General features: G+C 72.1%; 15 protein-coding genes. 6 read left to right on the forward strand and 9 right to left on the reverse strand.

Annotated elements, in window-relative coordinates:
* Nucleotides 1-25: 25 nt before the first annotated feature.
* The 3 genes from ACR807_RS19445 to ACR807_RS19455 form a co-directional block, all read right to left on the reverse strand.
* On the reverse strand, nucleotides 26-1,351 hold the full coding sequence (locus tag ACR807_RS19445; protein ID WP_438922760.1) for a chloride channel protein: 1,326 nt from the start codon (nucleotides 1,349-1,351) through the stop codon (nucleotides 26-28).
* 110 nt (nucleotides 1,352-1,461) lie between these two features.
* Complete coding sequence (locus ACR807_RS19450; RefSeq protein WP_438922761.1) at nucleotides 1,462-1,926, reverse strand: DUF7144 family membrane protein; 465 nt, start codon at nucleotides 1,924-1,926, stop codon at nucleotides 1,462-1,464.
* A 96-nt stretch (nucleotides 1,927-2,022) separates the two neighbouring features.
* Nucleotides 2,023-3,468, reverse strand: coding sequence for a DUF2252 domain-containing protein (locus tag ACR807_RS19455; RefSeq protein WP_438922762.1), 1,446 nt, complete (start codon nucleotides 3,466-3,468; stop codon nucleotides 2,023-2,025).
* A gap of 142 nt (nucleotides 3,469-3,610) precedes the next feature.
* Between ACR807_RS19455 and ACR807_RS19460 the strand changes: the two genes are divergently transcribed.
* Nucleotides 3,611-4,981, forward strand: coding sequence for a diacylglycerol/lipid kinase family protein (locus ACR807_RS19460; RefSeq protein WP_438922763.1), 1,371 nt, complete (start codon nucleotides 3,611-3,613; stop codon nucleotides 4,979-4,981).
* 90 nt (nucleotides 4,982-5,071) lie between these two features.
* Here ACR807_RS19460 and ACR807_RS19465 read toward each other — a convergent pair whose 3' ends face one another.
* Complete coding sequence (locus tag ACR807_RS19465) at nucleotides 5,072-5,668, reverse strand: DUF8817 family protein (protein WP_438922764.1); 597 nt, start codon at nucleotides 5,666-5,668, stop codon at nucleotides 5,072-5,074.
* A gap of 372 nt (nucleotides 5,669-6,040) precedes the next feature.
* Here ACR807_RS19465 and ACR807_RS19470 point away from each other — a divergent pair, with 372 nt between their 5' ends.
* The 3 genes from ACR807_RS19470 (at nucleotide 6,041) to ACR807_RS19480 (ending at nucleotide 7,918) form a co-directional block, all read left to right on the forward strand.
* The gene (locus ACR807_RS19470; protein ID WP_438922765.1) at nucleotides 6,041-6,517 is read left to right on the forward strand and encodes a hypothetical protein; all 477 of its coding nucleotides are present in this window, start codon (nucleotides 6,041-6,043) and stop codon (nucleotides 6,515-6,517) included.
* 179 nt (nucleotides 6,518-6,696) lie between these two features.
* Entirely contained in the window at nucleotides 6,697-7,092 is a 396-nt protein-coding gene (locus ACR807_RS19475; RefSeq protein WP_438922766.1) for an LOG family protein, read from the forward strand.
* Nucleotides 7,076-7,918, forward strand: a complete 843-nt coding sequence (locus ACR807_RS19480; RefSeq protein ID WP_438922767.1) for a class I SAM-dependent methyltransferase — start codon at nucleotides 7,076-7,078, stop codon at nucleotides 7,916-7,918. The genes ACR807_RS19475 and ACR807_RS19480 overlap by 17 nt, the downstream gene beginning before the upstream one ends.
* Here ACR807_RS19480 and ACR807_RS19485 read toward each other — a convergent pair.
* From ACR807_RS19485 to ACR807_RS19495, 3 genes are all read right to left on the reverse strand, one after another.
* Nucleotides 7,893-8,192: a hypothetical protein gene (locus tag ACR807_RS19485; RefSeq protein ID WP_438922768.1), complete on the reverse strand. Its 300-nt coding sequence runs from the start codon at nucleotides 8,190-8,192 to the stop codon at nucleotides 7,893-7,895. The genes ACR807_RS19480 and ACR807_RS19485 overlap by 26 nt on opposite strands.
* A gap of 106 nt (nucleotides 8,193-8,298) precedes the next feature.
* Entirely contained in the window at nucleotides 8,299-8,565 is a 267-nt protein-coding gene (locus ACR807_RS19490; protein WP_438922769.1) for a hypothetical protein, read from the reverse strand.
* Nucleotides 8,566-8,646: 81 nt separating this feature from the next.
* Entirely contained in the window at nucleotides 8,647-9,096 is a 450-nt protein-coding gene (locus ACR807_RS19495; protein ID WP_438922770.1) for a hypothetical protein, read from the reverse strand.
* A 441-nt stretch (nucleotides 9,097-9,537) separates the two neighbouring features.
* Between ACR807_RS19495 and ACR807_RS19500 the strand changes: the two genes are divergently transcribed.
* Entirely contained in the window at nucleotides 9,538-10,272 is a 735-nt protein-coding gene (locus tag ACR807_RS19500) for an SDR family NAD(P)-dependent oxidoreductase (RefSeq protein ID WP_438922771.1), read from the forward strand.
* A 375-nt stretch (nucleotides 10,273-10,647) separates the two neighbouring features.
* Here ACR807_RS19500 and ACR807_RS19505 read toward each other — a convergent pair whose 3' ends face one another.
* Nucleotides 10,648-11,271 carry a hypothetical protein gene (locus ACR807_RS19505; RefSeq protein ID WP_438922772.1) on the reverse strand — a complete coding sequence of 208 codons (624 nt, stop codon included), beginning with the start codon at nucleotides 11,269-11,271 and terminating at the stop codon, nucleotides 10,648-10,650.
* Complete coding sequence (locus ACR807_RS19510) at nucleotides 11,268-11,411, reverse strand: hypothetical protein (RefSeq protein WP_438922773.1); 144 nt, start codon at nucleotides 11,409-11,411, stop codon at nucleotides 11,268-11,270. Before ACR807_RS19510 ends, ACR807_RS19505 begins: the two co-directional genes overlap by 4 nt.
* A gap of 264 nt (nucleotides 11,412-11,675) precedes the next feature.
* Between ACR807_RS19510 and ACR807_RS19515 the strand changes: the two genes are divergently transcribed.
* On the forward strand, nucleotides 11,676-12,580 hold a 905-nt coding region (locus tag ACR807_RS19515), incomplete at its 3' end, for a trypsin-like serine peptidase (RefSeq protein WP_438922774.1).

Raw genomic sequence — 12,580 nt, forward strand, 5'->3', positions numbered from 1 at the left:
GGCGAGCGCCGCCGACCCGTGCGGTCTACCCGCGTCGGGGTCCTTCCCCCGTGCGACGGCCGAGGAGGGTCGAGAGCAGTTCGCCGACGACCACCGCGGTCACCGCCGCGAGGATCACGACCGGCACCTGACCGGCCGCGGCGTCGCCCAGCAGGAGCACGACGAGCACGACGCTCGTGAGGGGCAGGCGGGTCACCGCCGCGCCGGCCGCCATGCCGACGGCCAGCCCGGGAACCGTCCCGAGGCCCGGCACCGCGGTGCTCGCCAGCACGGTGCTCGCCAGCACGCCGAAGGCCGCGCCGATGAGGACGGCGGGGAACACCGGGCCGCCGCGGAACGCCCCCAGGCACACGGCGTAGGCGAGGCACTTGCAGACCAGCAGCGTCGCGAGCGCCCCCGTCGACCACCGGCCGGGCTCGGTGGCGAGCACGGGGAGCAGGCCCTGCCCGGACAGCGCGACCTCCGCCGGCGAACGGCCGGTGATCACGGCGTAGGCGGCAGCGGCGGCCCCGGCGAGCAGGCCGGCCGCGACCGTGACCACCGCGGTTCGGCGGGCCGCCAGGCGGGCCGTCCTCCGTCCGACGGCGAAGGCGCTCCACGTCGCCGCCGCCACGACCGCCGCGACGGGGAAGGTCCACACCACGTCGGCGACGTCGAGCCGGGCGGGTCCGAGGCGGGGGATGGCCAACGCGGCGACCTCCAGGCCGGTCCACCCGCCGAGCCCGGTGAACACCAACGCGCCCACCCCGCTCGACACGAGGCACGGGAGGACGAGCAGCGTCGTCCGGCGCCGGTCGAGGCCGACGACCTCGATGTACATGACGACGGCGACGAGCGGGTTGCCGTAGGCGGCGGAGACCGCGGCCGCCGATCCCGAGGCGGCGACCACGGCGGTCGTCCGCGCGTCGCCGGGCACCTTCGCCGCCCTCGCCGCGAGCAGCGCCAGACCGCCGCCCATCGCGAACAACGCCGCCTCGGGCCCCACCACGGCGCCGAGCACCCACCCCGCGGTCGCCGCGAGGACGGTGCCGGGAACGTGACCGGGCGTGGTCGGGCTCGCGTCGAAGCCCCTGGCCGGCACGTGGCCTCCCCCGCCGGGGAGGTGCTTCACCGCGAGCGCGACGAGCACTCCCGCCGACCCGATGGTGACGATCGGCCACCACGCCGGGAGTTCCTCGAAACCCAGGCTCGCCGGGAGCGTCTCCCAGACGACGTGCTCCAGCCAGTGCACCGCCGCCAGGAAACCGAAGACGAGCAGGGACAGCGGAACCCCGACCAGCGCCGCGACGAGCATCAGCGTCGGGTAACCCCGACCGAGCAGCCCCCCGCCGCTCCCGTCCGGCTCGGACACGGTGGCCTCCACGGGGTTCGCGACGGTCGGGCGACAGGGGTGGACTCGGCCGGGGGTGGACTAGGCCGGGGTGGACTCGGCAGGGGGTGGACTCGGCCGGTCCCGGACCGTCAGGCCTTCGCCGCCGCGTTCCCGTGCACGACCAGCGCCCAGATGACGACGACGTCGAGGGTGACGGCGACGAGCGACCACAACGGGTGCGCCGGCATGAAGACCACCTGCGCGACGGCGTTGACCGACACGAGCAGGACGACGACGCCCCGGGCCCACACCGCCCCGCCCGTCAGCGACACGCCGGCGACCACGGACGCCACTCCGACGACGAGGTGGACCCACCCCCACGTGGTCAGGCTGAACACCAGCAGACCGTGCGGACCCACCGCGTACTGCTCGACGGCGAACAGCGCGACCAGGCCGAAGATGGTGTTGAACACCCCCACCAGGACCGTCATCACGGCGGCGAACGCGATCCACCCCGCCCACGCGGCTCCGGTCCCGACCGCACCACCGGGGTGACCGGTCGCCGTCCCGCGGTCGCCGGTCGGCGTACCGGTACCTGCTGCCGTGCTGTCCATGGCGAACTCCTGTCGACGAGGGGGTGGGGCGACACCCACGATCGCCCCTCTCGTCCGTCCGCTCCTCGCCCGCGGGTGATGAGATGCGCTCGTCGGCTACCCGGACGTCGCGCGGACCCGACCGCGCCCGATCGCCTCGACCAGCGCGGCGTGATCGCGTTCGTTCTGGTCGGCGCAGGCGTCGGCGAACTCGGCGACCGCGTGGTCGAAGACGTCCCCGGAGCCGAGGTAGGCCGCGATCGCGATCCGGTCACCGGAGCGGGCGTGCGCCCGCGCGAGCGTCCAGCCGCACAGCTCGCCGTAGGCCTCCCGGCTCGCCGGTGACTGGGTCTCGATCGCCGCCGAGCCCTTCCAGTCCCACAGCTGCCGCACGTGGAAGTCCCGCACGCGGTGGTCCAGGCCCGACTCGACCCGGACCCAGCCGAGGAAGATGTCGCTGACCGACTGGATGAGCCGTTGCCCCACGACGACCCGCTGGCCGGCGTTGTCGAACTCGCTGGGCCGGGTGAACCCCTCCAGCACCGACGGCCCGGCTTCCTTGGCCTGGAGGAACAGCGGGTCGCGCGCGTCGGCGCCGAGCAGGAGGAGCATCCACGAGCGGGTGCCCACGCTGCCCACGCCGACGACCTTGCGGGCGAGGTCCACGAACCTGTACTGGTCGAACAACACCTGCCGCTCCGGTGCCAGGCTGCCGCGGTAGGCGCCGAGGACCTCCCGCACCCGCGCCTCGACCCCGGCGACGTCCGCGCCGGCCCCCAGCAGGTCGCCGGCGGGCACGACCAGCGGCGGTTCCGGGACGATCCGAGGCTCGCCGTCCACGAGGCCAGCGAACCGGTCGAGCGTGCCGAGGTGGTCCCTGGAGCGCGCCTTGGCGATCGCGCGACCGATGTTCCCGCGCTCGGCCCGGTGGCGCTTCGGGCCGAGCCGCCCCCGGATCTCGGCCACGTCCAGGTGCGCGTACCAGACCTGCAGCGACGTCCGACCGGCGAACTCGCGCATCGCGCGCCGGTAGGCGGCCACCGTCGCGACCACGATCCTCCGACGCGTCCCGGGTGCGTAGCCGCTGCCCCGGCCCGCGACCTCCACGCTGGTGGCGAGCCGCTTCACGTCCCACTCCCACGGTCCGGGCAGTGTCTCGTCGAAGTCGTTGACGTCGAAGACGAGTCGTCGCTCCGGCGAGGCGAACAGGCCGAAGTTCGACAGGTGGGCGTCCCCGCAGCACTGCACGGTCACGCCGCTGTCCACCGTCCGCGCCAGGTCGCTCGCCATCGGGAGCGCGGCGCCGCGGAAGTACGCGAACGGCGAGGCGGCCATCCGCCCGTAGCGGATCGGCACCAGCTCCGCCACGCGGTCCCCGTCCTGCCTCCGCAACAACTCCAACGGGTCGGCCCGACCGGCACCGGCATCGAACTCGGCGTGCCGGCCCCGGGGCACCCTGCCCCGCAGGGCTCTTCCCCTGCGCGCGCGGTCGTGACGGGTCAGCGGCACCTTCCCGCCACCGCCACCGCCACCGCCACCGCCACCGTCCCCGACTTCGCTCATCGACGTGCCTCCACGCTCGGTGTGGACGTCCGAGACTCGCCCGGGGGACAGCCGTGCCGCATCCCCCGCCCCGGGTGAGGCTCCCGAGGTCATCCGAGCCGGGTGACGACGACCGCCGCGACCACCCGGAACCGTGGTCGGCATGGACAGGCAGCGCGCGATGGACGTCGAGGACACCGAACGGCCGCCACCACCCTCGACCGGCCGCAGAGCCGCGGCCGCGGCTGCGCTGTCGGCCCTCGCCGGGGCCGTCGCGGTCGTCGCGACGGCACTCGTGCGCCACCCGGTCGCGTTGCCGGTCTCGCTGGTCCTGCTCTTCGCGGCGGTCACCGCGGCGTGGTCGGCACTGGTGCGCCGCGGCCCCGCGCGGGTGCTCGCGACGGCGACGGCCCTGGCGGCACTGGCCGGGATTACCCTGCTGCCCGGCACCAGGTCGTTCCTGGTGATCGCGGCCGTGCTCGGACTCGTCCTCGCGTCGAGCGTCGCGGCACGGGTGGCAGTCGGGCGCGACCCGGCCCCGGTGGCCCGCAGCCGCACCGTTCGCCCCGCCCGGCACGGCGTCCTGCTGGTGAACCCGCGCTCCGGCGGCGGAAGAGCAGCGCGGTTCGGCATCGAGGACGCGGCGCGGGACATCGGCGTCACCCCGGTCGTGCTCCGCCCCGGCGACGACCTCCGCGCACTCGCCGAACAGGCGGTGGCCGCCGGCGCCGACGTGCTCGGCATGGCGGGCGGCGACGGCTCCCAGGCGCTGGTCGCCGACGTGGCACGCCGGCACGACGTCGCGTTCGCGTGCGTGCCGGCCGGTACGCGCAACCACTTCGCGCTCGACCTCGGGCTCGACCGCGACGACGTCACGGCCGCGCTGGGCGCGTTCGGCGACGCGGTCGAGCGGCGGGTCGACTTGGCGCAGCTCGGCGACCGCGTGTTCGTGAACAACGTCTCGCTCGGTGCGTACGCGACGGTCGTGCAGTCCGAGGACTACCGCGACGCCAAGCTGGCGACCACCGCGCAGCGGCTCCCCGACCTGCTCGGCCCCGGAGCCGAACGCCCCGACCTCCGGTTCACCGGACCCGACGGCCCGGTCGCGGACCGAGCGGATGTCGTGCTCGTCTCCAACGGCGCGTACCGCTTCGAGAGCCTGACCGGCTTCGGCACCCGGACGGGACTGGACGCCGGCGTCCTCGGCGTGGTCACCGTCGCGGTGGACCGCGCGTCGGACCTGCCGACCCTGATCGCCGCCGAGGTCGCCGGTCGGATCGGCAGGTTCCACGGCTACCGCGAGTGGACGGTGCCGCAGTTCGAGATCCACTCCGGCCGGCCACTGCTCGACGTCGGGGTGGACGGCGAAGCACTCCGCCTACCCCCACCCCTCCTGTTCCGCACGCTCCCCGGCGCGCTGCGCGTCCGCACCCCGGTGGACGCACCCGGCGCACCCGCGCCCGTCCGGGCGGGGAACGTGATCAAAGCCCTGCTCCGCGTACTCGCCGGCGCTCCCGTCCACAAGAACGCATGATTCCCCTGCATCAAGGGGTGCTCCGAGGCCGGTGTCGGCGGAGGTGCGAGGGCGCGGACGATCTCCAGGTGTTCGCGGTCAGGGCCGCGCTCAAGCGCCCGGACGCGTCTCGGACCCCTTGACCCGTTCAACGAGCTCGTCGCGGTACTCCCGCACCGCCTGGAACTCCGGTTCGTCACCGGTCGCCCGCTTCAACGCCCCTTCCAGGATCTTCAGCCCCTGGCGTTCGTCGCCGTGCGCGTCCGCCTGCCTCGCGGCGTTCTCCATGGCCTTGGCGAGCTTGGTCCGCGCCTCGGGTTCCTTGGCGGCCTTGTGGACCCGGATCCAGTTGCCGCCCGGGTCGACGACGGTGAACCCGGTGTACCGGTCGTTGCGCAGCCGCGGCCGGGTCATGCGCGGGATGCCGGAGATGAGCAGCTTCCCGTGCACGGACCGCATCCCCGCCGCGAAGGCCTCGAACAGCTCGCTGGTGTCCTCCACGATGACCAGGCACGTGCTGTACGACTGCGCCGGGTCGTAGTCGTCCATCCCGAAGAAGTGCAGGTTGATGTCTTCCCGTCGTACCGCGACGTGCGGGTTCGGCCGCGTCTGCCGATAGGTGATCTCGAAGCCGAGCATCTCGTAGAACGACGCGATCTCGTCGATGGAGGGACAGGGCAGGAGCGGGATGGTCAATTCGTTCGCCACCGCCCGAAGCTACGCCCGGACCAGCCGAAACGACACGGAGCTATTTGCTCGTGCGAACAGCACTGGTCGGCAGGTGTCGATCTACAGGACGTCTCGGGTGAAGCGGTGCGCCACCTGCCCGAACGGGCGGAAGCCTTCACCACCCTGCCGTCGGCAACCCGGATGCGAACCGCGACCACCGCCCTCCGCCGCCCATCCAACGACCAACCGACAGTCCGGAAATGCCGCCCCCCGCAGGGAAATCGACATCCATCACAAGATCACGAACGACCGGCTGCTCTCTGTCACCACTGGAAGTGCGCCAGAGCCGATCACGAGATAGACCCCAGTAGCTCGAAAACAGACCCGGAGGGGACACGTAGTTCTACCGATGTGATCCATCGCGAGGTGACGCACGCTGACGGTGTGGCCCCCGGGTGGAATCTGGTGATGCACGTCGCGGCGCTGGTGCTGTCGGTCTACCTGCGACTGAGCTGGGGCGGGTGGGAGACGGTCGCCTTTGCCCTGTCGATCATCGGGCCGGTGGCCATGCTGTTGCCCAGCCTCGTGGCGTTGGGGGTGCGGCGGCGCCATCGGCTCGGTGCGAACGTGTGGGTGCCGCTGGCGGCCGCGTCCGGTTCGATGGTGCTCGCCGGCGCACTGCTCGTGGGAGCGGGCGATCTGCCGGCGCCGACCATCCCGCTGTTCGAGTTGCTGGGGTTGCCGTGGAACCGCGATGAGTGGGGAGCCTGGACCAACCCCATCGGGCTGGCCTGCGCGGTCGTCTTCCTGGTGTTCCTCGGCTGGGCGTTGCTCGAGGTAGCGGCATCGGGCTTCGCCGCCCGAGGAGAACGCCCGATGTTCCGCTGATGAACTGGCGGTACGTGGGTACCGCTCAGTTCCGCGGCCACTGTCTCGGCTTCTTCCTGGGCGGAGAGGAAAGAGGGTGGCGAGTGCGTCGTCGATGTCGAGGTCGGTATCGAGGGTGAGGCGCACCTGGTCACCCAATCGGGTTGACCGGGTGTGTCGCCATCACTCGATCGGGGAGCGTGCGCCCAGGTTCGGAGGCGTTGGTCGGGTGGGAGGTCGCCCACGAGGGGCTGACCGAGCTGCACGTGGTCGCGGGGCTGCACGAACGCAAGGCGATGATGACGGGGTTGTCGGACGCGGTGTTGGCGTTGCCCGGTGGGGCGGGCACGTTGGACGAGCTGTTCGAGGCGTGGACGTGGGCACAGCTCAAGGTGCACACCAAGCCGGTCGGTGTGCACAACGTGGCGGGGCGCATGTCCCCCCGAACACTTCGTCGCGCCGCCGGGTCACCGCGACGAGGTTCGGCAACTCGGGTTCGCACCACGCGAGAGTGCCCCGTGCGGGTGACGAGTTGCGTTGCACCACCCGCCGGCCGTGTTGTCCTGGTAGGTGTCGGGCATGACTTTCGGGGCTGAGGTCGACCGGATGGTGCGCGCCAACCGGGCGAACTGGGACGCGCGGACACCGGTCCACGCGGCGAGCGAGTTCTACGCGATCGGCCGGCGGGACCCACAGGGCTGGTTCGCGCCGTTCGAGTGGGACGCGTTCGGTGACCTCGCCGGACGGGAGCTGGTCCACCTCCAGTGCCACATCGGGATCGAGACCCTCGCGCCGGCACGACGAGGTGCGCGGGTCACGGGGCTCGACTTCTCCGCGGCTTCGGTCGAGGAGGCCCGGCGGATCGCGGCGGAGGAAGGGGTCGGGATCGACTACGTCCACGCCGACGTCCACGACGCCGTCGCCCACCTGGGTGCCGGGCGGTTCGACGTCGTGTACACCGGCAAGGGGGCCCTGTGCTACCTGCCCGACCTCGCGCGCTGGGCGGAGGTGCTGGTCGGGCTGCTCAAGCCCGGTGGCTTCGTCCACATCGCCGAGTTCCACCCCCTGCTCAACGCCCTCGGTCCTGAACCCGGCCCCGGTGAGGGGCCCGAGCTGCTGTTGCGCCACGACTACCTGGAGGGGCGTGGCGCCACCATGAGCGATTCCACGCACACCTACACCGACGGCCCGGCGTTGGGCTCGGACACGGTCTCCTACGAATGGATGCACTCGATCGGGGAGGTCGTCACCGCGCTCGTGCGCGCCGGCCTGAGGATCGACGCGCTGATCGAGACCGACACGCTGCCGTGGCCGCGCTGGCCCCACATGGTCCGCACGAGCGGCGGCTGGTGGGCGCTGCCCGAGGACGAGCCCCGCATACCGCTGCTCTACGGGCTCAAGGCGTCGAAGCCGCCGGCGTGACCTCCGCTCCGGTCGGAGCCGAACGCGGAGGGGGCACCGAGTTCAAGCGGCCGCGCACGTCGTCCACCCCCGGGCCGCCGAACTCGTCGAGGACGGCAAGAGCGGCCGGCCACGAGGTGCGCGCCGCCGACTGGTCGTCGCCGACCAGGACGTCACCGCGCTTGATCGGCGTTTCCGCTTCACCCCAGCGGTCTTCGATCTCGCGGCGGACGTCCAGGGCGAGGTCGAGGTGGGCGAGTGCGTCATCGCGCCTGCCCGTGGCCTCCAGGGGCACGCCGAGCGAGGGTGAGGACGTAGCCGGTGCCGGGCGCATCACCGGTCGGTGCGGCGCGCCCGGCACGGGCGAGGCCGGATCGCTGCCCGTTGACCGTCGCGGGCGGTCAGTCGGTTCGGGCCTGGCAGGCTTCCAGCGCCCAGGGCTGTCGGCCGTAGGCGTCGCGGAGGATGCGGTAGCAGGTGGTCAGTTCGGCGGCGGTGCAGGCGTCGTGCGCGATCCACGGGTCGGCGTCGTGCTCGCCCACGGCGATGTCCATGCAGTCGCCGAAGTCCTTCGGCGCGGGTGCGGCCGTCGCGGCTCCCGGCGCCAGCACACCGGCGGCCGCGAGGAGCAGGCCGGTCAACAACACCTTGGACGCGGTAGTGGTCATTGTCTTCTCCCGGTGGAAGTGGATGGTCGTCGTATCCGGTGGGGGTGTCCCGGCGCCTCGCCCGGTCGGTGCGGGGTCCGGTCAGCCGATGCCGTAGAGGTGGACGGTCACGCGACCGTCCTCACCTTCGACCACGTAGGGCTCGTGGTGGCCGCGGTAGGGCAGGCAGCCGCCGGCGAGGTGGTCGTCGGAGTCCTCGTCGCGCTCGCTGACGTAGGCGCACACCTGCTCGACGACGTCCTCGTCGAACGCCACCTCCTGCGTGGCGAAACCGGTCGCCGGGTAGCGCCACGCGGACGGGACGTCCTCGGTGCGTCCCTGGCGCCACAGCAACCTGTCCTGGTCGGGCAACCGCAGGACCACCGCCCCGTACGGCTCGGGGTCCCCGGACTCGCCCGGGTCCGCGAACTCGATCGAGTACACCACCCGGTTCTGCTGCACCGCCCCCGCGGGGCCGGCACCCGGCAGACCGGTCAGCAGCAACCCCGCCGCCACGACCGCCGATGCCCTGCCGAACCACTTGACGACCATCCCCGCCTCCGTACCCGTGCCGCCGATGCCGACACGGTCGACGGTAGGCAGCCGATGCCCCGCCCGCTGCCGACAGCGGGGGAAACCGACCGTGCGGGTGAGGGCGTCCACGACCGGGCGGTGAAGACGAGTGCCGCCGGACACGGACCGTGCCGTCCACCGCGACCAGGTCCCGGCCGGAACCCTGGGGGACCGGGCGGCAAGGGGGCGTCGAGCAGCGGGATCGGCCGGGTGCGGTCCGCCCTTTGAGGACCCTGGACCACTCTGCCCGGACATAACTCAACAAGAATCGACAACACACGGTGTGGCTGATCAAGCACGCATCCAGGTTTTCGATGTCGTAGGGGTAGCGCCGCGCTGATTCGTCGCCGGGGCTTGCGAACGGGGTTCGGCGCGGCGTACGTTCCTGCGCCTTTTGTCGAACTGAGAGGGAGTACACCCGTGGAACTGCGCAACCAGGTCGCGCTCGTCACCGGCGCCACCGCCGGGATCGGCCACGAGACCGCGAAGTTGTTCGCCCGCGAGGGCGCGAGCGTGATCGTCCACGGCCGGGACGCCACGCGCGGCGCGGACGTCGTCGCCGAGATCAAGGCGGACGGCGGGACCGCGCGGTTCGTCCGGGCCGACCTGGCCACCGCGGAGGGCGTGCGGGAGCTCGCCTCGGCGGCGGGCGAGGTGGACGTGCTGGTGAACAACGCGGGCATCTACCCGTTCGCGTCGACCGCCGACCAGACCCGCGAGGGCTTCGAGGAGTTACTCGCGGTCAACGTCCTCGCGCCGTTCCACCTCACCGCGGCGCTGGCGCCCGCCATGGTCGCCAAGGGCGCGGGCGCGATCGTCAACGTCTCGACGATCGCCGCCGTGTCACCGGTCCACAACGCCGCCGCCTACGGCGCGACCAAAGCCGCCCTGGAGTCCCTGACCCGCAACTGGGCCGTCGAGTTCGGCATGAGCGGCGTGCGGGTCAACTCCGTCGCGCCGGGCGGGGTGACGACCGGGACCGTGATGAACCTGTTCGGGGACGCCGTCCACGACAACGCCGCCACCACCACGGCGCTGCGGCGCATGAGCGAGCCGAGGGAGATCGCCGAGGTCATCCTCTTCCTCGCCTCGCCGCGGTCCAGTTACGTCACGGGCGCGCTCCTGCTGGCCGACGGCGGGTACACCATCGTCTAGCGCCCGCCCCGCCCGGAAGACCTCGGCTGTCGGGCGTCGGCCGGCAGCTCGTCGAGGATGAGCGCGTCGGGGCGCGTTCCAGGAGCTGTTCGGGGTTCGGATCACGTGGCTGGGGCCGAGGTCCTCAGCCACGTGATCGTCCCCCGCAGGTGCGGTCCGGCCTCGTCGCTCTTCGGACGGCAAGCGCAAGTCGGTGCGGCCGATGGCCGAGCGCCTCGGTGCCGACCACCGGCAGTTCTCGCACTCCTGCGGTCCTCGGCGTGGCCGCTCACGCGTCTCGCTGACCGCGGTTCGGAACAGCGTTCTCCGGAGCCGGGAACGATCAGAACCGGCCTTACCACCAGCCCCGTGACGCTTTCGGAGCCCGCCGCCGGGTCACGGCTCGACCACGCCACCAGCGGCAAGGCGCGCGTTGGCGGCACGAACGATTCCCTCGGCGAGCTTCCGCATCTCAGCCCTGATCGCCTCCTCGTCGCGGTGCTGCGGCAGCGTCTCGTCCCAGGCTTCCAGCGGCTGGAGCATCAGGCCGATCTCCCTCGCGTTGTCGCAGGACCACCACAAACCCCACAGCGAGCGTGCACCGTCTTCGGGCAGCAGACCTCCGGCGATCATCCGGCGGGACACGTCACGGGCGACGACCCAGGGAGCCCGAGACGTGTCCACGGGCTCGACGCCGAGCTCGGCCAGCGTCCGTCGGACAAGTGGCACCGCGTCGGCGAGGGTGAAGCGGGAGGGCGGTTCACCGGCCAGTTCGAGCAACGCGGGACTCTCCACACCGGCGACGAGCAGATCGCAGGCCAGCCAAATCGCCTCGTCAGGTCTGAGCAGATCGACGATCAGGTCGGCGTTGAGCCGCAGCAGCCGTTCGCGCAGCTCCTCGGGCAGGTCGTCCATGCGCACCAGTGAAGCGCCGGACCGCTGCGACCGGTACCGGATATTCGCGACAACCCGCCACGTGATGCCGTTGTCGACCACGTACGGGATCGCGTCCACGATCATCCGGTTGCAGTGATCATCCACCGCCCAGCCCGACCACCGAGGCACGCGGGATCGGGCAACAGCGGGTCCAGTTCGACCCATTCGGCGTCGGCGTGCGCCTTGGGGATCGCGCTGCGCTCGACCTCGGCGAAGCGGGCCACGATCAGCGGAGCCTGGTCGGTGAGGGTGCTGGGCGGGACTTCGGCCGACGACGTCCAAGGTCACCGACAGGGTCGAGCCGTGGTCGAGGGATCATCCGACCAGGCACGGTAGGCAGGTGGCGGCGCGGGTTCCGCTGAGCGGAGCAACTTTCCACGTCGCGGGGCCGGTTCTCGCCGTTCGCGTATTTCCCGACCCGGGGTCGACCTCTCATCAGCGTGAGTGGCGACCGCCGCCGCCATCGGGGAAGGACGAACTTGCAGATCATGCGCACTGCCAGATCCCGGAGAATCGCCACGCTGACACTGGCGCTCGTCGCGGTGTCGGCCCTGGTGCCGTCGGCGTTGAGCACCGCCGTCGCGGCGCCCAAGCCCGAGGGCGTCACGATGGTCAACGGCGCCGGCAAGACCGTGGCGCTGCCCGCCGCGGCGGCCGCCGCGCTGCGGTCCACCGCCGGCCGGTCCGGGAACAACCTCAAGACCGAGGACACCGCCAAGGAGGAGCCGGGTTCCGTCGGCACCAACTCGGTGATCGGGGCCGACGGTCGGGTGCAGGAAGGTGTGCCCACGACCTACCCGTGGGGCGCGATCGCGCACCTGTCCACCAACCAGGGCGGCTGCACGGGCTTCATGCTCAGCCGCGACGTCCTGGTCACCGCCGGGCACTGCGTGCACTACGGCGGGAGCTGGGTGACCTCCTACACCGTCACGCCCGGCCGCACCGGCAACAACGCGCCGTTCGGCTCGTGCAGCGGCGGCATCAACGACGTGTGGACCACGTCCGCCTGGATCAACGGCTACCCGTCCGACCACGACTACGGCCTGGTCAAGCTGACCTGCGACATCGGCAACTCCACCGGCTGGTTCGGCTGGTGGTACAACACCGCCGAGAACCTGGTCAACCAGACCTTCTACGTCGAGGGCTACCCGGGCGACAAGCCCTTCGGGACCATGTGGTGGGACAGCGACACCACCTACTCGCAGACGGCCAACAAGCTCTGGTACTGGATCGACACGGCGGGCGGCCAGAGCGGCTCCCCGGTGTACCACTACAACTCCGTCAGCCCCGGCCTGTGCGGCGGTTGGTGCGTGACCGGCATCCACACCAACGGCGTGGCCGGCACCAACCCGACGAACAGCGGCACCCGCTTCCGCCCGGACGTCATGTCGTT

Source organism: Saccharothrix sabaoui (assembly GCF_051756985.1).
Lineage (GTDB): Bacteria > Actinomycetota > Actinomycetes > Mycobacteriales > Pseudonocardiaceae > Actinosynnema.

Coding starts and splice junctions, on each gene's coding strand:
- ACR807_RS19450 (WP_438922761.1), bottom strand. CDS start 1,926: ATGGACAGCACGGCAGCAGGTACCGGTACGCCGACCGGCGACCGCGGG.
- ACR807_RS19455 (WP_438922762.1), bottom strand. CDS start 3,468: ATGAGCGAAGTCGGGGACGGTGGCGGTGGCGGTGGCGGTGGCGGTGGC.
- ACR807_RS19460 (WP_438922763.1), top strand. CDS start 3,611: ATGGACAGGCAGCGCGCGATGGACGTCGAGGACACCGAACGGCCGCCA.
- ACR807_RS19480 (WP_438922767.1), top strand. CDS start 7,076: ATGACTTTCGGGGCTGAGGTCGACCGGATGGTGCGCGCCAACCGGGCG.
- ACR807_RS19490 (WP_438922769.1), bottom strand. CDS start 8,565: ATGACCACTACCGCGTCCAAGGTGTTGTTGACCGGCCTGCTCCTCGCG.
- ACR807_RS19495 (WP_438922770.1), bottom strand. CDS start 9,096: ATGGTCGTCAAGTGGTTCGGCAGGGCATCGGCGGTCGTGGCGGCGGGG.
- ACR807_RS19505 (WP_438922772.1), bottom strand. CDS start 11,271: ATGATCGTGGACGCGATCCCGTACGTGGTCGACAACGGCATCACGTGG.